Below are 20,678 nucleotides of genomic sequence, written 5' to 3' on the forward strand. Positions count from 1 at the left end.
GGCAGGGGGTATGATTTTGCAGAAACAGAGAACATTGAAGACAGAAGTCTCTTATACGGGCATCGGGCTGCATTCCGGCCGTGAGGTCCATGCAACGCTGAAGCCGGCGCCAGAGGACACGGGCATCGTCTTCGTGCGCAAGGATCTCTCCGGTGAGCCGCAGATCCACGCGAAGGCCCAGAATGTCACGTCGACATTGCGCGCGACGACGGTGGAGGAGAACGGCAACAAGGTGTTCACGATCGAGCACCTGATGAGCGCGTTCCACGCGCACCGCATCGACAATGCCTACGTCGAGCTCGATTCGGAAGAGCCGCCGGTGGCGGACGGAGCCTCGCTCGTTTTCTTCGAGCTCATGGCGAAGGCCGGCATCGTGGAGCAGGCGAAGGACCGCAAAGAGATCGTCATCGACAAGGTCTACCGCATCGATGATGAGAAGACGGGCCGCTTCGTCATGGTCCTGCCGTACGACGGCTTCCGCGTGAGCTTCACGTCCCTGAATCCGCACAAGCTCATCGGCGTCCAGTACGAGGACTTCCACGTCGATGAGGCGGTCTACCACAAGGAGATCGCTCCGGCTCGCACGATCGCGTACGAGGAGGAGATCCAGGCGCTGCGCGAGATAGGACTCGGCCTCGGCGGCTCACTTGAGAACGTCATCGTCTACAACGACGAGGGCTGGCTCAATCCGCTCCACTTTGAGGATGAACTCGTGCGCCACAAGATCCTCGACGTCATCGGCGACCTGCGTCTTGCCGGCATCATCCGCGGCCACGTGATCGCCGTGGCCTCCGGCCACGCGCTCAACACGCAACTGGCAAAGCAGATTGCCGCTGCCTTTGTGCATCAATGAGAACTCGTAAGAAACTATCCTGACAACGTTTAAGAGGAAGAGGGAGAAATCATGGTATTAGATATCAACGACATCCAGAAGATTTTACCGCATCGTCCGCCGATGCTGCTCGTCGACCGCATCATCGAGCTCGAGCCGTTTAAGTCGGCCACGGGCATCAAGAACGTCACGATGAATGAGCCGCACTTCCTGGGCCACTTCCCGGGCCATCCAATCATGCCGGGCGTGCTGATCCTCGAGGCAATGGCACAGGTCGGCGGCGTCGCCATGCTGTATCCGGAGGAGCACCGCGGCAAGATCGCGCTGTTCGGCGGCATGGAACACGTCAAGTTCAAGCGTCAGGTCGTGCCGGGCGACCAGCTCGTCACGAAGGCACAGCTCGTCCGCACGCGCGGTGACTTCGGCCTGCTCCACTGCGATGGCTATGTCGACGGCGAACTCGCCGCTTCGGCAGACTTCAAGTTTGCATTGAAAAAGGGCGAAGATCTTTGATTTCAGCCTGTATCAATTGCCTAATCGCATGTAGTCTTTGTTCAACTCGTAAAACGCCCAGATTTGCAGTCAAATGAGATACAAGAATGATGAGGGTATTCAGGAGTATATAAAAAAGGACAGAGCAAACTGGCCGGAAAGACCGGCTTTGGAGGAAGGTTAAGGAGTTGGAGCAGATGAATACGGACAACAAGGTCACTGCAAATATACATGAAACAGCTGTCGTCGCACCTGGTGCGAAGATTGCGGAGAACGTCGAGATCGGGCCTTACTCGGTCATCGGCGAGAACGTCGAGATCGGCGAGGGCACGAAGATCGGCCCGCATGTCGTCATCCACGGCTGGACCCAGATCGGCAAGGACTGCCGCATCTTCCAGGGGGCTTCCATCGGCGAAGAGCCGCAGGACCTCAAGTTCAAGGGCGAGAAGAGCTACACGATCATCGGTGACCGCACGACGATCCGCGAGGGCGCTACGATCCATCGCGCGACGGGTGAGGGCGAGGAGACGCGCGTCGGCAACGACTGCCTGCTCATGGCACTGACGCATGTCGCGCATAACTGCGTCGTCGGCAACCACGTCATCATGTCGAACCTCGCGAGCCTCGCAGGCCACGCCATCGTCGAGGACCGCGCGGTCATCGGCGGCATGGCTGGCGTTCATCAGTTCGTCAAGATCGGCCGCAACGCGATGGTCGGCGGCATGTCGAAGCTCACGCAGGACGTCGTGCCGTACACGATCGTCGACGGGCAGCCGGCCAAGGTCGTCGGCCTCAATGCCGTCGGCATCTCGCGCGCCGGCATCAAGCTCGATGCGCGCCGCAATATCAAGAAAGCATACAAGCTCCTCTATCGGTCGGGCCTGAGCCTGCAGCAGGCGATTGCCGTCATCGAGCAGGAAGTCGATTCCTGCGAGGAGGTCGAGCACTTCCTGCGCTTCCTGCGCAATGCAGAGCGCGGCATCTGCCGTGAGCGCAGAGAGCGCGACTGAGACGGTCGGGAATCGGCCAGAAGCTTTGAGAAATATCGGGGGAATCGTTATGGAAAGAATCGGACTGCTGGCCGGTGCCGGCAAACTGCCAGTCGAGTGTGCGAGAGCGGCAAAGCTCCTCGGTTATGAGGTCTATGCCGTCGCCCTGCTGCCGGAGACGGATGCAGAGCTCAAGGAATGCACGGCGGACTGCCAGTTCATCAGCATTGCGCATCTTGATGATGTGCTGAACTACCTCAAGGAACATCAGGTCAGCAAGGTCACGATGATCGGCAAGGTCACGAAGGAGCTGCTGTTCTCGGGCAAGGTCCAGCCGGATGCGCGCATGATGAAGCTCATCATGGAGCTGCCGGACCGCAAGGACGACACGATCATGATGATGTTCGTGCGTGAACTCGCCAAGGCCGGCATCCAGGCCTTTGACCAGACGGCACTCATCCGCCGCCTGATGCCGCACCGCGGCGTCATCACGAAGCGCGAGCCGACGGCCGAGGAGCGCAAGGACATGGAATTCGGCTTCCGCATGGCCAAGGAGATCGGCCGCCTCGATGTCGGCCAGACGGCCGTCGTCAAGAACATGGCGGTCATGGCGCTCGAGGCCATCGAGGGCACAGATGCCTGCATCCACCGCGGCGGCGAGCTCGCGCGCGGCGGCGCTGTCGTGGCCAAGGTCGCCAAGCCGCAGCAGGATGACCGCTTCGACGTGCCGACCGTAGGCCTGGCCACGATCCAGAGCATGGTGGATGTCGGGGCGACGGCTCTGGCCATCGAAGCAGATAAGACGCTCCTCGTCGAGCGCGAGGAGATGCTTGCCCTGGCAGAGGCCAACAACATAACGATTGCAGCCCTGTAAGCGTGTGATTGTGAGACGCGGCGGAACCAAGAATGCTGGTACCCTCGCGTCTTTTCGGCTTTTCTTATGAGATGCGATCCTGAGGAGGTGTGTGGATGAAGATCATGCTGTCAGCCGGCGAGGTGTCGGGCGACCTGCACGGGGAGCGCCTCGCGCGCGCCATACGCGAGCAGGCGCCCGATACCGAGCTCATCGGCTTCGGCGGAGCGCGCATGGAGCGCGCGGGCGTCAGGCTCTTCCGCAATTTCGCAGACTACAATGTCATGGGCGTCTGGGAGGTCATCAAGAACCTCCGGCGCATCCTGAAGCTGCTCGACGACCTGACGGCCTACATGGAGAAGGAGCGGCCGGACCTCCTGGTGCTCATCGACTACCCGGACTTCAACTGGCGCCTCGCGAAGCGCGCCAAGAAGATCGGCATCCCGGTATTCTCGTACATCCCACCGTCGGCCTGGGCCTGGCGCAAGGGACGGGCGAAGAAGTGCGCGGCTCTCGCCGACACCTTCGTCGCGATCTTCCCGCACGAGCTGCCCGTCTACGAGGCGGCTGGCGCCAACATCTCATTCCTCGGGAACCCGCTCGTCGACACGGTCAAGGCGGAGCTTCCGGAAAAAGAGGCGCGCGCGTTCTTCGGCATCGCGCCGGAGGACCACGCCGTGCTGTTGATGCCGGGCAGCCGTCGCCAGGAGATCACGATGCTCCTGCCGGCCATGCTCGAGGCGGCGAAGCTGCTCGCGGCAAAGCGCCCCGGGACGAAGTTCTTCCTGCCCGTGGCGGCCGCCTCGTACGAGCCGCTCATCGAGCAGCTCGTGGCGGAGCATGGCGTAGAGGTAAAGCTCACGCACGAGAACCGCTATGCGCTCATGGGCCTTGCCGATGTGGCGGCGGCGGCTTCGGGGACGGTCGTCATGGAAGCGGCCCTGATGGGGCTGCCGTGCGTCTCGCTCTACCGCCTGGCTCCGCTCAACTACATGATCGGGCGCGCGCTCGTCCACGTCGAGCACTTCACCCTGCCGAACATCTTGCTCGGTGAGACCATCCAGCCGGAGCTCCTGCAGGACGAGGTCGAGCCCCATCGCATCGCCGATGCGCTCGCGCGCCTCTACCGCGGCGAGGCGGCGCGCGAGAAGACGCGTGCCAAGCTCCAAGAAGCCTGCCAGCGACTCGGTCCACCGGGCGCGGCGGGCCGCGTGGCGGCCAAGATCCTAGAGGCGGCGCACGACAAACGACATTCAGGAGAATAACATGAAGAATTACAAGCGGCTGCTCCAATACATGCGGCCATATGTCAAGCAGCTCATACTGGCCATCATCTGCATCATCATGGCGGCGGCGGCCAACCTCTACCTGCCATGGATCATCAAGGACATGATCGATAAGGTGCTGGCTGAGAAGGACATGGTGATGCTCAACCTCATCTGCGTCGGCATCGTCGTCGTCTTCCTCTTGCGCGGCATCTTCTACTACGGGCAGTCGTACCTCGTCTCCTTCATCGGCCAGAAGGTCATCATCGATGTGCGCGAGGTCATGTTCCGCAAGTTCCAGCGCATGCCGATGGCCTACTTCGACCGCCATCAGACAGGCGAGGTCATGAGCTACATCACGAACGATGTGGCGGCCATCCAGTCGGCTCTCGTCGACCAGCTCATCGAGATGGTCACGGAGGGATCCATCCTCATCGGTTCGCTCGTCATGATGATCGTGCTGGACTGGAAGCTCTCCATCCTGACGCTCGTCATCATCCCGCTCGTCGGCCAGGCCATGAAGATCTTCGGCCGCAAGATCAAGCGCAACGGCACGGTCATCCAGGAGCGCATGGCTGACATCACTTCTCTTCTGCAGGAGAGCGTCTCGTCCATCCGCGTCGTCAAGTCCTTCGTGCGCGAGAACTACGAGATCAAGCGCTTCTGCCGCCAGAACGAGCTCAACTTCCAGGCGGCGATGAAGAACGTCCAGCTCACGAGCCTCCTGACGCCTTCGGTCGAGTTCCTTGCGGCCATCTCGGTCACGGTCATCATCTGGTTCGGCGGCTACGAGGTCGTCAACGAGCAGCTGACGGCCGGCGCACTTGTCGCCTTCCTGACGTACGCCGTCAACCTGGCCAACCCGGTCAAGCGCCTCTCGCGCGTCTACGGCAACCTGCAGCGCGCGATGGCGGCCGTCGACCGCGTCTTCGCCGTCATCGACCTCAAGGAGACGATTGCGGACAAGCCGGATGCCAAGGAACTGCCGAAGGTCAAGGGCCACGTCGTCTTCGACCATGTTTCCTTCGAGTACAAGAAGGGCGTGCCGGCTCTGTCGGACGTCAGCCTCGAAGTGAAGCCCGGCCAGATGATCGCCTTCGTCGGCCCGAGCGGCGCCGGCAAGTCGACGATCGCCAACCTGATCCCGCGCTTCTATGAAGTCACCTCGGGCAGTATTTCCATCGATGGCTTCGACATCCGCGACGTCACGGTCGCGTCGCTGCGCGAGCAGATCGGCATCGTGCCGCAGGAGACGATGCTCTTCTCGACGACGGTGCGCGAGAACATCCGTTACGGCCGCCTCGACGCGACGGACGAGGAAGTCGAGCAGGCGGCCAAGGCCGCCAACGCCGACGGCTTCATCCGCGAGCTGCCGAACGGCTACGACACGAAGATCGGTGAGCGCGGCCTCAACCTCTCGGGCGGCCAGCGCCAGCGCATGGCCATTGCGCGCGCCATCCTCAAGAACCCGCAGATCCTGATCCTCGATGAGGCGACCTCCGCGCTCGACACGGAGAGCGAGAAGATCGTGCAGGCGGCCCTCGACAAGCTCATGGTCGGCCGGACATCGTTCGTCATCGCGCACCGCCTCTCGACCATCTTTAACGCCGACCAGATCTACGTCATCGACAACGGCCACATCAAGGAGCACGGCACGCATGAAGAGCTGCTCAAGCTCGGCGGCCTCTACAGCTATCTCTACAACATCCAGTTCAACAAGAAAAACGCTTAGAAAGGGAAGAGGATATGCAACTACTGTATAATATAGCGGGCATCATCATCGTGGTCCTGATCATCCCGATGTTCATGGTCCGCTCGGTGCGTGAGAAAGGCTTTGTCGAACGCATCCGGCAGAGTCTGGGCTTCTTCCCCGAGCACGCCCTCGACAAGGTGGAGAAGAAGGACTGCATCTGGGTGCACGCGGCTTCCGTCGGCGAGATCGTCGCGACGAGTCCGCTGATCAAGGAGTTCCGCAGGGAGTTCCCGAAGAGCCCGATCCTCGTCTCCGTCGTCACGACGAGCGGCTACGAGATGGCCAACCGCATCATCAAGGATGCCGACGCCATCATCTACTTCCCGCTCGACCTGCCGTGGCTTGCCGGCCACGTGCTGCGCCGCATCCGGCCGCGCGTCTTCCTGCCGGTCGAGACAGAGCTCTGGCCGAACTTCCTGCGCACGGCGCGCAAGATCCACGTGCCGGTCATGATGGTCAACGGCCGCATCAGCGACAAGAGCGTCAAGCAGTACAAGCACTTGCACAGCCTGTTGCGCGACATGATCGGGACGGTCAAGCTCTTCGCGATGCAGTCGCCTATTGATGCGGAGTACATCATGCGCCTCGGCGCACCGAAGGAGCTCGTGACGGTCACGGGCAACACGAAGTTCGACCAGACGTACACGGACGTTAGCCCCGAGGAGAAGCAGCGCATCATCGAGGAGATGGGGCTCACCGAGAACGACGGTATCTTCCTCGCGGGCTCGACGCACCGCGGTGAGGAGGAGCCCGTGCTGCAGGCCTTCAAGGCCGTGCGCAAGACGCATCCGCACGCGCGCCTCGTCATCGCACCGCGCGAGCTCCTGCGCACGACGGAGGTCGTGCACCTCTGCCGCAAGGCCGGTTTCACAGTCACGACGCGCACGAAGCTCCAGCACGAGACGCCGCAGGGTGAGGACATCGTCATCCTCGATACGATCGGCGAGCTCGGCAAAGTCTACAGCATCGGCGACGTCGTCTTCGTCGGCGGCAGCCTCGTGCCGCACGGCGGTCACAACATCCTCGAGCCAGCTGCACACGGCAAGGCCATCATCGTCGGCTCGCACATGTTCAACTTCAAGGACACGTACGCGCTCTTCAAGAACCGCGACGCCTGCCTGACGGTGAAGAACGGCGAGGAACTGGCGACGGAGGTCACGCGCCTCTTCGACGAGCCGGAGCACCGCCATCGCATGGAGGAGGAGACGCGCGCCATCGTGCGCGAGAACAAGGGCGCTTCGCGCAAGTCGGCCGTCCTGCTCCACCAGATGCTCGACGCCTACGAGAGCAGCCCGGAGAACCGGCACCACGTGCGCTCCACCCAGAAGATCACGAACTTCCAGACCTATTTCATCGACCTTGTCCATAGTAAAGAAGTGGATGGATTCTTCCCGAACATCATCATGGGCATCCTCTACGTCTTCTCGCTGATCTACGGAATGCTCGTCAACATCAAGCTGGCCGGTTACCGGTGCGGCATCTTCAAGAAGGCGAAGCTCGACTGCTTCGTCATCAGCCTCGGCAACGTGACGGTTGGCGGTACGGGTAAGACGCCGACGGCGCAGCGCCTCGCGCGCGACATCCGCGACATGGGCTACCGCGTCGTCATCCTCAACCGCGGCTACCGCGCCAAGTGGCACGGCGAGGTTGGCATTGTCTCCGATGGCAAGCGCCTGCACATGGATGCGGCGGAGGCCGGCGACGAGGCCTACATGCTCGCCAAGCACCTGCCGGAGGTCCCCGTGCTCATCGGCGCGGAGCGCGCCAAGACGGGCTGCTACGCGATGGAGCACTTCGGCGCGGAGGTCGCCATCCTCGATGACGGCTACCAGCACTGGCAGCTCGAGCGCGACCTCGACATCCTGCTCGTCGACGCGGTGAACGTCTTCGGCAACGGCTACATCCTGCCGCGCGGCACGCTGCGCGAGCCGATCTCGCATATCAGCCGCGCCGACATCTGCCTGATGACGAAGGTCGACCAGGCGGCGGCCGGCTCCTGTGACTACATCCGCGAGACGGTGCACCGCTACAATCCGGATGCGCGCATCGTCGAGAGCATCCACCAGCCGCGCTGCTTCATCCCACTGACGGAGTGGTATGTCAACATCGCGAGCCAGGGCATCGATATCGCGAAGATGCGCGGCAAGCGCATCATGGCCGTTTCGGCCATCGGCAACCCGGCCTCGTTCGAGCAGACGATCTCGGACATCGGCGCGGTGATCATCGAGAGCCTGCGCTATCCGGACCATCATGACTACGCGATGTCCGAGATGACGGATATCTTCCAGCAGGCGGAGAACGCCGGCGCGGAGGCCATCGTCATCACGGAGAAGGACGCCGTCAAGATCCCGGCGGATGTGGCTCGCGAGAAGTGGTCCATCCCGATTTACGTCATCTGCGTGGAGGTCAACTTCCAGAAGGGCAGCGAAGGCCTTTCTGAGATGCTGCAGAAGCGCCTCGCTGAGCGCTTCGGCCACTGATCCCTGCTTAGTTATAGAGAAAGGACAGGAAACCCATGAAGGACAGGAAACCCATGAATGTTCTCTGTGTCATCCCGGCGCGCTACGCATCGACGCGCCTGCCCGGCAAGCCGCTCAAGGACATTGCCGGCAAACCCATGATCTGCCGCGTCTATGAGCGCGCGGCCAAGGCCTCGCGCGTGGCGGCCGCCATCGTCGCGACGGACGACAGCCGCATCTACGATGCCGTCCTGCAGCACGGCGGCGAGGCTGTCATGACGCGCAAGGACCACCCGACGGGCACGGACCGCCTCGCCGAGGTCGCCGAGAAGTATCCCGATGTCGACCTCATCATCAATGTCCAGGGGGATGAGCCGCTCATCGAGCCGAAGCTCATCGACGAGCTGGCCGCTGCCTTCGATGGCGATGCGGACCTGCAGATGGCGACGGTCTGCACCGAGATCACGGATGAGGCTGAGCAGCAGAATCCCAACAACGTCAAGGTCGTCATGGACAAGCAGGGCTATGCGCTCTACTTCTCGCGCTCGCTGATGCCATACCCGCGCCATCCGGGCACGCCGGTCTACAAGCACATCGGCATCTACGCCTACAAGCGCGACTTCCTGCTCGCCTACGCGAAGATGGCAGAGACGCCCTTGGAGCACGCCGAGAGCCTCGAACAGCTGCGCGCGCTCGAGAACGGCTACCGCATCAGGGTCATCAAGACGCCGTACCGCTTCGTCGGCGTCGACACAGCAGAGGACCTCGCGAAGGTCAACGCAATCTACCGCCAGATGATGCAGGGATAAGCCCTGCTCGTATCGAATCCTTATGGATGGCAGTTGGATAGTGATAGATACAGAAAGTGGAAGGTGAAACGCATGAATAAGGTCAAGGTTGGAAATTTCATGATCGGTGAGGGAGAGCCCCTCACGTTGCTCGCAGGCCCCTGTGTCCTCGAGGGCATGGACCGCTGCCTGCTGATCGGGCGCACGATCAAGGAAATCTGCGGCCGTCTCGGCATCAACTACGTGTTCAAGGCTTCTTTCGATAAAGCAAACCGCTCGTCCTATCATAGCTTCCGTGGCCCAGGCCTCAAGAAAGGCCTCGAGATGCTGCAGGAGATCAAGGAGACGCTCGATGTGCCCATCGTGACGGACATCCACGAGACGACGCAGGCAGAGCCCGTCGCCAAGGTGGCCGACATCCTGCAGATCCCGGCATTCCTCTGCCGCCAGACGGACCTCCTGCACGCCGCTGCCCAGACGGGCCGCGTCGTCAACGTCAAGAAGGGCCAGTTCCTCGCGCCGGAGGACATGCGCAACGTCGTCGACAAGCTGCACGAGTGCGGCTGCGAGCAGATGCTGCTGACGGAGCGCGGTGCTTCGTTCGGCTACCACAACCTCGTCGTCGACATGCGCAGCCTGCCGATCATGCGCAGCCTCGGCTATCCGGTTGTCTTTGACGGCACGCACAGCGTGCAGCTGCCGGGCGGCAACGGCACGACGTCCTCGGGCAACCGCGAGTACGTCGAGTACCTCGTGCGCGCAGCGGCCGGCGCCGGCATCGACGCGCTCTTCCTCGAAGTCCACGACAATCCGGAGGAAGCGCTGTCGGACGGCGCCAACATGGTCTACCTCGACAAGCTCGAGGGCCTGCTGACGGACGCCCTGGCCATCCACAAGATCGTCCACCGTCAGGCATGAGGAGGAACTAGCGTGAGTATCAAAGAGAGAGCAATCGAGACCCTGGACATCGAGGGCAAGGCCGTCCTCGCACTCAAGGATCGCATCGGCGACGAGTTCGTCGCGGCTGTCAACTGCATCCTGAAGTGCCCGGCGCGCGTCGTCGTCACCGGCATGGGCAAGTCCGGCCACGTCGGCCGCAAGATCGCGGCGACGCTCGCGAGCACCGGCACGCCGTCTTTTTTCCTGCATCCGGCTGAGGCGTTCCACGGCGACCTCGGCATGGTGACGGAGAACGACGTCGTCATCGCTATCTCCAACAGCGGTGAGTCGACGGAGATCGTCAACATCCTGCCGATCATCCGCCGCATCGGCGCGACGATCATCGCGATGAGCGGCCGCCGCGAGTCGCAGCTCGGCAAGTTCTGCGACTACTTCATCGACATCAGCGTGGAGCGCGAGGCGTGCCCTCTAGGGCTCGCCCCGACGGCCAGCACGACGGCGACGCTCGCCATGGGCGATGCCATCGCCATGGCCTTGATGTCGGAGCGCAACTTCACGAGCCAGGACTTTGCGATGTTCCATCCGGGCGGCGCGCTTGGCCGCCGCCTGCTGCTGAAGGTCGAGAATGTCATGCACACGGGCAAGGACAACCCGCTGATCCACTGCGGCAAGACGGTCAAGGATGCGTTGTTCGTCATGACGGACAAGGGCCTCGGCGCTGTCTCCGTCGTCGACGACGAGGGCAAGTTCGTCGGGCTCATCACCGATGGCATCATCCGCCGCGCGCTCGCGAAGGACTACAAGTTCCTCGACGAGGCCGTGGAGAAGATCATGTTCACGGAGCCGTTGACGATTGCGCCGCAGCAGATGGCGGCGGCTGCGCTCTCCGTCATGGAGAAGCACAAGCCGCGCCCGGTCACGGTCCTGCCAGTCATCGACGAGAAGGGCGTCCCGGTCGGCATCGTCCATCTGACCGACCTCTTGCGCCAGGGAGTGGTCTGATATGGAATTCACAGCAGAAGCAATCCGCCGCGCGGAGCGCGTGCGGCTCATCATCTTTGATGTTGACGGCGTCCTGACAGACGGCGGCATCTACATCGGTCCTGACGGCGAGCTCTTCAAGCCGTTCTTCTGCCGCGACGGCCTCGGCATCACACTCGCGCACCGCGCGGGGCTCAAGACGGCCATCATCACGGGGCGCGAGTCGGAACACCTGCGCTACCGCGCCAAGGAGCTCCACATCACGGAGGTCTACCAGGGCAATCTCGACAAGCGCGCGGCCTACGCGGACCTCAAGGCAAAGCTCGGCCTCGCGGATGAGGAGATCGCCTACTTCGGCGACGACCTCGTCGACCTGCCCATCATGGGGCAGGTCGGCTTCCCCGCTGCCGTCGCCGACGCCGTGCAGGAAGTGCGTGAGGTGGCTGTCCTGCAGTCGGACTATCCGGGCGGGCACGGTGCCGTGCGCCAGCTCATCGAGTTCATCCTCAAGGCGCAGGGCAAGTGGGAAGACTTAGTTGCAGGTTTCCAGGCGAAGAAGAGCATGGAAGGCCTTGCCCAGTAAGAATCAGAAAGACATTGGAGGCATTTTTTCATGCAGTATAAACTCGTGATGTTCTTGAGCAAAGTGGCCTGCCACACGCCGTACCGGCTGCTGATGGCTGTCGGCTGGGTGCTCGGCAATCTCTACTATCTCCTGATCAAGAAGGAGCGCGAACGCGCCGTATCGCAGATGATGCCGGCGCTCGGCATCGAGGAGCCGGAGGCCCGCCACCTCGTGCGGCTGTCCTTCATCAACCTTGCCCGCAATGTCTTGGAAATCCTCTACATGCCGCATCTCAATGAGAAGAACTTCGGCGAGTATATCGAGATCGACCATCTCGAGCGCCTGACGGACGCGCTGGCAGAGGGCCACGGCGTTGCCATCGTCACGGGCCATATCGGCACGTGGGAGTGGCTGTCGGCCGCCTTCACCTTGAACGGCCTGCCCGTCACGGCCATCGCCAAGCCGCAGCCGAACATGCAGTACACGTACGCGCTCAACGATCTGCGCAAGACCATCCACGTCGAGATCTTCTCGCGCGGCACGAGCGAGCTCATCGCGGCGGCAAGGGCACTCAAGAGCGGCAAGATTCTCGGCTTCCTCGTCGATCAGGATGCGGGCCCGGGCGGCGCCTTCCTGCCGTTCCTCGGCCGCATTGCGGCGACGCCGATGGGCCCGGCGGTCTTTGCGCGCAAGTTCAATTCGCCCGTCATCCCTGCGTTCATCCTGCGCCAGCCGAACGGCAAGCACAAGGTTGTCGTCGGCGAGGTCATGCGCTATCATGATACGGGGGACACGGACAAGGATCTCTTCGACTTCACGGCCCGCATGACGAAGGTCGTCGAGCAGATCATCCGCGACAACCCGACGCAGTGGCTCTGGTTCCAGAAGCGCTGGAACACGAAGCCGGAGCAGCAGAAGACGGGCAAGCATCACACGGTAAGGGGGCAGGAGCAGCAGAAATGAATGGCAAGCAGAAGACATTAGTCGCACTCGGCATCCTGTTCTTTGCCTGTGTGGTCATCTGGGCGGTGCGCACGGTGCCAGAGGCGCCGAAGATCGACCACTCAGATGACGATCAGCCGCGCATCATGTCGTACGACAACAACACGATCAGCGAGGAGAAGGACGGCGTCAAGATCTGGGATCTCACGGCGGACCACCTCGAGGTCGACATCGACTCCCGCAATGCGGAGATGACAGGCATCACGGGCCATTTCTACCAGAAGGACGGCCGCTCGGCCGAAGTCACGGCAGATCACGGCTCGTATGACAATGAGACGAAGGACATCCAGATCGACGGCAACGTCAAGATCACGACGAGCGACGGTGCGACATTGACGAGCGACCAGCTCTTATGGACAGCAGAGCAGGGCATGCTCTCTGCCATCGGCCAGGCCAAGGTGTCGAATGACACGATCCGCGCCTGGGGCGAGCGCATCGACAGCACCGACGGCTTCAACAAGGTCAAGATTTCTGGCAAAGCACATATCGAGAAACTCATGGAGGGGGCAGAACAACAATGAACAACAAGAAGATGAAGGGCGTGCTCGCAGCGGCTGCAGCCATCCTGTCCCTGCACATGGGCACGATCTACGCCGCAGAGAGCGTGCCGGCATCGCTCGATGCTGATACGCTCGAATACGATATGCGCACGGGCGAGGCTACGGCCACGGGCTACGTGCTCCTGACGCGCGGCGACTCGCACGTCACCGGCAACCGCGCGACCTACAACTCGAAGACGCAGGCCGCGACGGTTGAGGGCAATGTCATCGCCGTCTATCAGGGCACGCGCCTGACCTGCGACTACCTGATGTCGGACGGCCAGGAGCACATGATGGCCACGGGCAACGTCCACGGGACGCGCGACGACAAGACCTTCTCGGGTGAGCAGGTCGACTACTTCCCGCAGCAGAACGACTACATCGTCATCGACCGCGGCGGCCAGCTCACGAGCGGCGACGATACCTTCACGGCGGACCGCATCTACGGCTGGCTCAAGGATGAGCATTACATCGGCGAGGGCAATGCACACGTCGTGAGCCCGTCGCGCGCGATGGAAGCCGGCGGCGATCAGATGGACTACTACGGCAAGGAACAGGGCAAGGCCGTCATCACGGGCAATGCCTGGGCCGTACAGGAGAATAACACGATGCGCAGCAACCGCATGACGATTTATCTTGCCGATGACGGGTCCGCTAAGGTACAATAAAGTGATAGGTTGAGCGAGGCTGCCGCAGCTGCGGCAGAGGATATGTTGGAGGGCACGATTTTGCATATCGAGGCAAGGAATCTGGTAAAGACATTCAAGAAGCGCACGGTCGTCGACCGCGTTTCTCTGCGTGTGGACAAGGGAGAGATCGTCGGACTACTCGGGCCGAATGGCGCGGGCAAGACGACGACGTTCTACATGATCGTGGGGCTCGAGCGCCCGACGTCCGGCGAGGTGTTCCTCTCGGACGTCAACATCACGGACGAGCCGATGTACCACCGGGCGGCGCTCGGCATCAGCTACCTCACGCAGGAGGCCTCGATCTTCCGCAAGCTCACCGTCGAGGAGAACATCATGGCCATCCTCGAGACGACGAAACTCTCGAAGGCCGAACAGAAGGACAAGTTCGAGGAACTGCTCGAGGAGTTCCACATCGGCCACGTGCGCGAGCGCAAGGGTACGGAGCTCTCGGGCGGCGAGCGCCGCCGCGTGGAGATCGCGCGCTGCCTGGCGCTCGAGCCGCAGTTCATCCTGCTCGACGAGCCGTTCGCCGGCGTCGACCCGCTGGCCGTCGCCGACATCCAGGAGATCGTCCAGTACCTCAAGGAGCGCGGCATGGGCATCCTGATCACCGATCACAATGTCCGCGAGACGCTGCAGATCGTCGATCGGGCCTACATCCTCAACAGCGGCAAGATCCTCCTCGAGGGCGACAGCCAGACCATCGCGAACAGCCCGATCGCCAAGAAGTTCTACCTCGGCGACAATTTCACACTGTAACGGAGACTCAGCAAATGCATATCAGAATCTTAGACAAATACATATTCCGGGAGGTCTTCAAGGCCTTCATCTTCGGCATCTGCGCATTCTCTGCTGTCTTCATCGGTTCGGGTACGCTCTTCAAGATTGCCAAGTACATCACGGATTACGGCGCATCGCTCTCGGCCGTCATCAAGGTCTTCGTCTTCGGCCTGCCGTCGGTCATCATGTGGACGTTCCCGATGTCCATGCTGCTCGCGACGCTCCTGACGTTCGGACGTCTCTCGAGCTCGAGCGAGATTACGGCCATGAAGTCGTGTGGCATCGGTTTTTACCGCATCGCCGCGCCGGCCGTCATCATGGGCTTTCTCGTCAGCATCGGTGCAATCGCCTTCAACGAGTACGTCGTGCCGTGGGCCAATACGGCCTACCGCAATGTGGTCTACTACGAGATCCAGGGCAATAACGGCATGAAGTCGCAGGAGCACATCATCCTCAAGGACATCCAGGACGGCAAGATCCAGCGCCTCGTCTACGCGCGTCGCTACGACGGCGACACGCAGACCCTGCAGGGCGTGACCATGCAGGACTTCAACCAGGACGGCAAGGTCAGCCACGTCGAGAACGCGGAGTACGCCGAGTACAGCATGGACAAGTGGATCATGCACAACGGCATGCTCTACGACATCTCGGAGGGCCAGAGCGAGCACAGCATGCGCTTTGACACGCAGGTCCTGCCGATTAAGGCAAATCCGAAGCAGATCGTGCGCGAGCAGAAGGACCCAGAGGAGCTCACGATGAAGGAACTGCGCGCGCAGATCAACATCATGAAGACGCAGTACGTCGATACGAACAAGCTCGAGGCGGAGCTCTACCAGCGCATCACCGTGCCGATGGCCAGCCTGATCTTCGCGCTCATCGGCGTGCCGCTCGGCCTGCAACCGACGCGCAACAGCTCTTCAGCGGGCTTCGCGATGAGCGTCATCATCATCTTCTTCTACTACGCGCTGATGACGATGGGCAACGCTCTGGCGCGCAGCGGTGCTGTCGCACCGATCATTGCCGTCTGGATCCCGAACATTGTCGGGCTCATCGCGGGCTTCATCCTCATACGCAGGGCCTCGCGCTGATGGCAGCGAGAATCTAAGGACAGGAATCAAGAAAGAAGGAAAGGTGGTAGATACAGGATGTATGGTGTCCTACTAATCGTCGTACTCATCATCACGGGCGGAGCCATTGCCTTCATCGGCGACCGCCTGGGCTCGAAGGTGGGCAAGAAGAAGCTCTCCATCTTCGGCCTGCGCCCTCGTCATACATCTATCATCGTGACGATCTTCACGGGCGTCTGCATCACGACCCTGACGTTCGGCGTCATGGCGGCGGCTTCGCAGAATGTGCGCACGGCGCTCTTCGGCATGGAGAAGCTCAACCAGAAGATGAAGACGACGCAGGCGGACCTCAATCAGGCCACGGCCGACCTGCAGACAGCGCAGCAGCAGCAGCAGGAAGCCAATGATGCGCTCGACCAGTCGCGCAAGGACGTTGAGACGCTCAAGGCACAGCAGCAGGAGCTCGAGGCAGAGTCGCAGCGCCTGCAGGAGGGCAACCGCCTCTTAGAGCTCGCGAAAGCAGAGCTCATGCAGCGCAACGATGTGCTCGTCGCGCAGAACGACCAGCTCGGGGCGCAGAACAGCGAGCTTTCTTCGGCCAACTCCTCGCTGCAGGGCCAGAACTCCTTGCTGACCGGCAAGAACGCGGAGCTCACGGGCAAGAACGCGAGCCTGACTTCGGACAACAAGGACCTCGAGAAGCGCAACCAGGATCTGCGCAACGGCATCATGACGATCCGCGAGGGCGACATCGTCTTCCGCGCCGGTGAGGTCATCGCGAGCGGCGTCATCCGCGGCAATCGTCCGGCGGCAGAGGTCGATAAGGACCTCCAGTCGCTGGCACAGCTCGCGAGCCGCAACGTCTCGACGCGGCTCGGCCAGGACGTCTCGGATAAGGACGTCTGGATCTACAAGCCCGAGTACAATTCGGCCGTGCAGGCCATCGCGAGCAGCCCGCAGGACATGGTCGTGCGCATCGTGGCCGCCGGCAACCTCGTGCGCGGTGAGGAAGTCAGAGCCTCGCTCGAGCTCTACAAGAACCGCGTCATTTACAAGGACCGCGAGTTCATCCTCGCGCGCCCGATTGCGCTCAAGGGCGTCGGCAATGGCGAAGCCGAGCAGGCTGTCATGGGCTTCCTCAAGGAAGTCAATGCGGCAGCATCGGCTAAGGGCATCCTGCCGGACCCGATTCGCGGGTCGATCGGCGTCATGGACGGCGCGCAGTTCTACGAAGTAGTCAACGCCATCAACGGCGTACACGGCACGGTCGTGCTCTCCGCCTATGCGAGGGGGGATACGGACGCGCTCGGACCGCTACGCCTGATCATCAAAGAAGAACAGCTGCCAGACCAGCCGTGATACGCAGGGCTCTGCCAGGCCAACAGCCTTGAGCAGGGCCCTTTTGCTGTCGTCATCTGGAGGATTTTAGATTTTAGAAGAAGAGAAGGGAAATGGTTATGGAACGGATTGCTGCACTCGATCCCGGCCGCGAGAAGTGCGGCTTCGCCGTGCTCAGAGAGGACGGCAAGGTGCTTATGCAGCGCGTCATCGAGACGGCGCAGCTTGAGCAGGAAGTCCGAGCAGCACGGGAGGAGCACGGTTTCGCTGTGCTCGTCGAGGGCAATGGCACGACGAGCCGCGAGGCGCGTGCCCGCCTGCAAAAGGCTTTGCCGGACCTATGCATCGAGGTGGTCGACGAGTATCGGACGACGGACCTCGCCAAGAAGGCGTACTGGAAAGCAAAGCCGCCGCGCGGCTGGCGCCGCCTGCTGCCGGTGACCATGCAGGTCCCGCCGGAGCCCGTCGACGACTTTGTCGCCGTCATCCTCGCATCGCGTTATATAAAGGAGAACCATCATGAATGAAAAACAGCATCGTCCCGACTGGACGGAATACTTCCTCGACATCGCCAAGGCTGTCGGCCGCCGCGCGACCTGCCTGCGCCGCCGCTACGGTGCCATCATCGTCAAGGACAAGATCATCATCAGCACGGGCTACAACGGCGCGCCGCGCGGCGAGGCCAACTGCATCGACACGGGCAACTGTGAGCGCGAGCGCCTCCACGTGCCGAAGGGGCAGAATTACGAGCTCTGCGTGGCTGTCCATGCCGAGCAGAACGCCATCATCAACGCCGACTCCGCCGCGATGGAGGGCGCGACGATCTACATCGTCGGCGTCAACGCTGACGGCAGCCTCGCATCGGGCAAGCCGTGCCTGCTCTGCCGCCGCATGTTGCGCAATGCCAAGCTCGCCAAGGTCGTCTACTACGAGACGGATGGCAGCATCGTGAGCTGCCGCCCCGACGAGATCCACGACTGACAAATGATTGACAGGCTCAGGCCCTTGCGTTAAAATAGGTTTGTTATAATGGATTGCACTCTGGATGCCTGTCGCATTGCAGGAGTGCAGCTGTGTATTCGAGAAAAAGGAGTGCGCTTGTATGCCAGTCTATATGTTGGCGTTCATCATTGCTGCCGGTGTGGCACTGCTGTTGACGCCTGGTGTCATCTGCCTTGCGGGGAAAACGGGGGCAATGGATGCCCCGGATGCGAGAAAGGTCCACAAGAAGCCGATTCCGCGCATTGGCGGCATTGGCATCTATCTCGCTTTCATGGTGGCAATCCTCAGCGTCCTGGCCTTCACCGAGGTCTCGCCGGAGGTCCTCTACGAGATCATCGGCCTCTTGGTCAGCGGCTCGATCATCTTCATCGTCGGCCTCATCGACGACTACGTCAATCTGCCGGCCAAGGTGAAACTCCTGGGCCAGATCATCGCGGCCTGTGTGCTCGTCTTTGCCTTTGATGTCCGCATCGACTTCATCACGGACCCGTTCGGCGACTACATCTACCTCGAGTTCCTCGCCATTCCGGCGACGATCTTCTGGCTCGTCGGCCTGACGAACACGGTCAACCTCATCGACGGCCTTGACGGCCTTGCCGCAGGCGTCTCGACGATCGCGTCCATCACGATCTTCCTCGTGGCCCTGCAGCAGGGCATCATCCTCGTCGCCGTGCTGACGGCTGCCCTCGCAGGCGCAGCCTTCGGCTTTCTCTACTACAACTTCAACCCGGCCAAGATCTTCATGGGCGACTCGGGCAGCCAGTTCCTCGGCTTCATGCTCGCGGGCATCTCGGTCATCGGCGCCGTCAAGAGCGCTGCGACGATTGCGCTGATCGTGCCGATCCTCGCACTCGGCCTGCCAATCCTCGACACGACCTTCGCCATCGTGCGCCGCTACCGCGGCGGCGTGCCAATCTTCAAGCCGGATAAGGGACATCTTCATCACCGCCTGCTCGATCTCGGTTTCTCGCAGCGCCAGGCCGTGCTGCTGATGTACGTCATCAGCGCGCTTCTCGGCCTCAGCGCCGTGGCCCTGACGGAAGTCAGCACCCAGATCGCCGTCGCGATCGTCTGCGTCGTCGTGGCCGTCGTGCTCTTTGGCGCCAAGAAACTCGGGATTTTCCATATGAAGGATTCTGCACACCAGCATTAAGGAGGTCTTGCAGTGGAACAGAAGAAGATCAAGGTCATGACGGTCTTCGGCACGCGCCCGGAGGCAATCAAGATGGCACCAATCGTGCTCGAGCTCCAGAAGCATCCGGATACGATCGTGCCGGTCGTGGCCGTTACGGCACAGCATCGCGAGATGCTCGATCAGGTACTCAATCTCTTCCATATCAAGCCGGATCATGATCTCAACATCATGGCCGCCGGCCAGACGCTCTTCGACATCACGACGAGAGCCATGATGGGACTCGACAAGGTCCTGACGGAGGAGAAGCCGGACATCGTGCTCGTCCATGGCGACACGACGACGACGTTTGCCGGCGCACTGGCTGCCTATTACCATCAGACGGCCGTCGGGCACGTCGAGGCGGGCCTGCGCACGCACAACAAGTACTCGCCGTTCCCCGAGGAGATGAACCGCCGCCTGACGGGTTGCATCGCTGACCTCAACTTTGCGCCGACGAGCACATCGGAGGCCAACCTGCTCGCGGAGAACGTCCCGCCGGAATCCATCTTCGTCACGGGCAACACGGTCATCGATGCACTGCACCACACGGTCCGCGATGACTTCGACTTCCAGGAGAATTCCCTCAAGGACGTTGATTTTGCCAATAAGCGCATCATCCTCGTCACGACGCACCGTCGCGAGAACCTCGGCGAGCCGATGCGCCACGTCTACAAGGCGCTCAAGCAGCTGACGGAGGAGTTTGACGACGTCGAGGTCGTCTTCCCGGTCCACAAGAATCCGAAGGTCCGCGAGGTCGTCAACGAAGAGCTCGGCGGACTGGCGAAAGTCCACCTCATCGACCCGCTCGACTACGAGCCGTTTGCCAACCTCATGCATCGGGCCTACCTGATCCTCACGGATTCGGGCGGCGTCCAGGAAGAGGCGCCGGCGCTCGGCAAGCCGGTCCTCGTGCTGCGCGACACGACGGAGCGCCCTGAGGCTGTCGATGCCGGCACGGTCAAGCTCATCGGCACGGACCGCGAGCGCGTCTACGAAGAGGCGAAGAAGCTCCTGACAGACAAGGCGGAGTACAGCCGCATGGCCGAGTCGGTCAACCCGTACGGCGACGGCAAGGCCGCCGCACGCATCATCCAGGCCATCCTCTACCACTACGGCCTGGCCGACGGGCGTCCGGACGTCTTTGAAGGCTAAGATCAAAAGCTCTCCCAGATGGGAGAGCTTTTTTAGTGCATGCACATCATAAATCCTG

21 protein-coding genes are annotated in these 20,678 nt (G+C 61.7%); all 21 read left to right on the top strand.

The genetic code is table 11. The features are described from left to right. The first annotated feature begins 16 nt into the window (after nt 1-16). Nucleotides 17-853, top strand: a complete 837-nt coding sequence (gene lpxC, locus MITSMUL_RS06210) for a UDP-3-O-acyl-N-acetylglucosamine deacetylase (protein ID WP_040635626.1) — start codon at nt 17-19, stop codon at nt 851-853. 51 nt (nt 854-904) lie between these two features. Next, nucleotides 905-1,345, top strand: coding sequence for a 3-hydroxyacyl-ACP dehydratase FabZ (gene fabZ / locus MITSMUL_RS06215; RefSeq protein WP_005840981.1), 441 nt, complete (start codon nt 905-907; stop codon nt 1,343-1,345). A 176-nt stretch (nt 1,346-1,521) separates the two neighbouring features. Further along, nucleotides 1,522-2,334, top strand: coding sequence for an acyl-ACP--UDP-N-acetylglucosamine O-acyltransferase (gene lpxA, locus MITSMUL_RS06220; RefSeq protein ID WP_005840983.1), 813 nt, complete (start codon nt 1,522-1,524; stop codon nt 2,332-2,334). Nucleotides 2,335-2,383: 49 nt separating this feature from the next. After that, entirely contained in the window at nt 2,384-3,187 is an 804-nt protein-coding gene (locus MITSMUL_RS06225) for an LpxI family protein (RefSeq protein WP_040635628.1), read from the top strand. 95 nt (nt 3,188-3,282) lie between these two features. Continuing rightward, complete coding sequence (gene lpxB, locus MITSMUL_RS06230) at nt 3,283-4,431, top strand: lipid-A-disaccharide synthase (RefSeq protein WP_005840988.1); 1,149 nt, start codon at nt 3,283-3,285, stop codon at nt 4,429-4,431. A 1-nt stretch (nt 4,432) separates the two neighbouring features. After that, on the top strand, nt 4,433-6,163 hold the full coding sequence (gene msbA / locus MITSMUL_RS06235) for a lipid A export permease/ATP-binding protein MsbA (RefSeq protein WP_005840989.1): 1,731 nt from the start codon (nt 4,433-4,435) through the stop codon (nt 6,161-6,163). A gap of 14 nt (nt 6,164-6,177) precedes the next feature. After that, complete coding sequence (lpxK, locus tag MITSMUL_RS06240) at nt 6,178-8,664, top strand: tetraacyldisaccharide 4'-kinase (protein WP_005840990.1); 2,487 nt, start codon at nt 6,178-6,180, stop codon at nt 8,662-8,664. A gap of 53 nt (nt 8,665-8,717) precedes the next feature. Then, nucleotides 8,718-9,452 carry a 3-deoxy-manno-octulosonate cytidylyltransferase gene (kdsB, locus tag MITSMUL_RS06245; RefSeq protein ID WP_040635630.1) on the top strand — a complete coding sequence of 245 codons (735 nt, stop codon included), beginning with the start codon at nt 8,718-8,720 and terminating at the stop codon, nt 9,450-9,452. Nucleotides 9,453-9,524: 72 nt separating this feature from the next. After that, complete coding sequence (gene kdsA / locus MITSMUL_RS06250; protein ID WP_005840994.1) at nt 9,525-10,349, top strand: 3-deoxy-8-phosphooctulonate synthase; 825 nt, start codon at nt 9,525-9,527, stop codon at nt 10,347-10,349. Nucleotides 10,350-10,361: 12 nt separating this feature from the next. Then, a complete protein-coding gene (locus MITSMUL_RS06255) occupies nt 10,362-11,333 on the top strand; it encodes a KpsF/GutQ family sugar-phosphate isomerase (RefSeq protein ID WP_005840996.1) in 972 nt (323 codons plus the stop codon). Nucleotide 11,334: 1 nt separating this feature from the next. Then, nucleotides 11,335-11,895: a KdsC family phosphatase gene (locus MITSMUL_RS06260; protein ID WP_005840999.1), complete on the top strand. Its 561-nt coding sequence runs from the start codon at nt 11,335-11,337 to the stop codon at nt 11,893-11,895. Between the two features lie 30 nt (nt 11,896-11,925). Continuing rightward, nucleotides 11,926-12,840 carry a lysophospholipid acyltransferase family protein gene (locus tag MITSMUL_RS06265; RefSeq protein WP_005841001.1) on the top strand — a complete coding sequence of 305 codons (915 nt, stop codon included), beginning with the start codon at nt 11,926-11,928 and terminating at the stop codon, nt 12,838-12,840. Further along, nucleotides 12,837-13,400 carry an LPS export ABC transporter periplasmic protein LptC gene (gene lptC / locus MITSMUL_RS06270; RefSeq protein WP_005841002.1) on the top strand — a complete coding sequence of 188 codons (564 nt, stop codon included), beginning with the start codon at nt 12,837-12,839 and terminating at the stop codon, nt 13,398-13,400. Before MITSMUL_RS06265 ends, lptC begins: the two co-directional genes overlap by 4 nt. Continuing rightward, nucleotides 13,397-14,086: an LptA/OstA family protein gene (locus tag MITSMUL_RS06275; RefSeq protein WP_005841004.1), complete on the top strand. Its 690-nt coding sequence runs from the start codon at nt 13,397-13,399 to the stop codon at nt 14,084-14,086. Before lptC ends, MITSMUL_RS06275 begins: the two co-directional genes overlap by 4 nt. Before the next feature lie 60 nt (nt 14,087-14,146). Further along, complete coding sequence (gene lptB / locus MITSMUL_RS06280; protein ID WP_040635951.1) at nt 14,147-14,866, top strand: LPS export ABC transporter ATP-binding protein; 720 nt, start codon at nt 14,147-14,149, stop codon at nt 14,864-14,866. A gap of 14 nt (nt 14,867-14,880) precedes the next feature. Next, on the top strand, nt 14,881-15,975 hold the full coding sequence (locus tag MITSMUL_RS06285) for an LptF/LptG family permease (protein WP_005841008.1): 1,095 nt from the start codon (nt 14,881-14,883) through the stop codon (nt 15,973-15,975). A gap of 57 nt (nt 15,976-16,032) precedes the next feature. Then, nucleotides 16,033-17,313: a DUF3084 domain-containing protein gene (locus MITSMUL_RS06290; RefSeq protein ID WP_005841009.1), complete on the top strand. Its 1,281-nt coding sequence runs from the start codon at nt 16,033-16,035 to the stop codon at nt 17,311-17,313. 92 nt (nt 17,314-17,405) lie between these two features. After that, nucleotides 17,406-17,819 carry a RuvC family protein gene (locus MITSMUL_RS06295; protein ID WP_005841011.1) on the top strand — a complete coding sequence of 138 codons (414 nt, stop codon included), beginning with the start codon at nt 17,406-17,408 and terminating at the stop codon, nt 17,817-17,819. Further along, nucleotides 17,812-18,273, top strand: coding sequence for a deoxycytidylate deaminase (locus MITSMUL_RS06300; RefSeq protein WP_005841012.1), 462 nt, complete (start codon nt 17,812-17,814; stop codon nt 18,271-18,273). The genes MITSMUL_RS06295 and MITSMUL_RS06300 overlap by 8 nt, the downstream gene beginning before the upstream one ends. Before the next feature lie 121 nt (nt 18,274-18,394). Next, nucleotides 18,395-19,447, top strand: a complete 1,053-nt coding sequence (locus tag MITSMUL_RS06305) for an MraY family glycosyltransferase (protein WP_040635631.1) — start codon at nt 18,395-18,397, stop codon at nt 19,445-19,447. Between the two features lie 36 nt (nt 19,448-19,483). Continuing rightward, complete coding sequence (wecB, locus tag MITSMUL_RS06310) at nt 19,484-20,620, top strand: non-hydrolyzing UDP-N-acetylglucosamine 2-epimerase (protein WP_040635952.1); 1,137 nt, start codon at nt 19,484-19,486, stop codon at nt 20,618-20,620. Nucleotides 20,621-20,678 lie beyond the last annotated feature (58 nt).

It is taken from the genome of Mitsuokella multacida DSM 20544, from assembly GCF_000155955.1.
Taxonomy (GTDB): domain Bacteria; phylum Bacillota; class Negativicutes; order Selenomonadales; family Selenomonadaceae; genus Mitsuokella; species Mitsuokella multacida.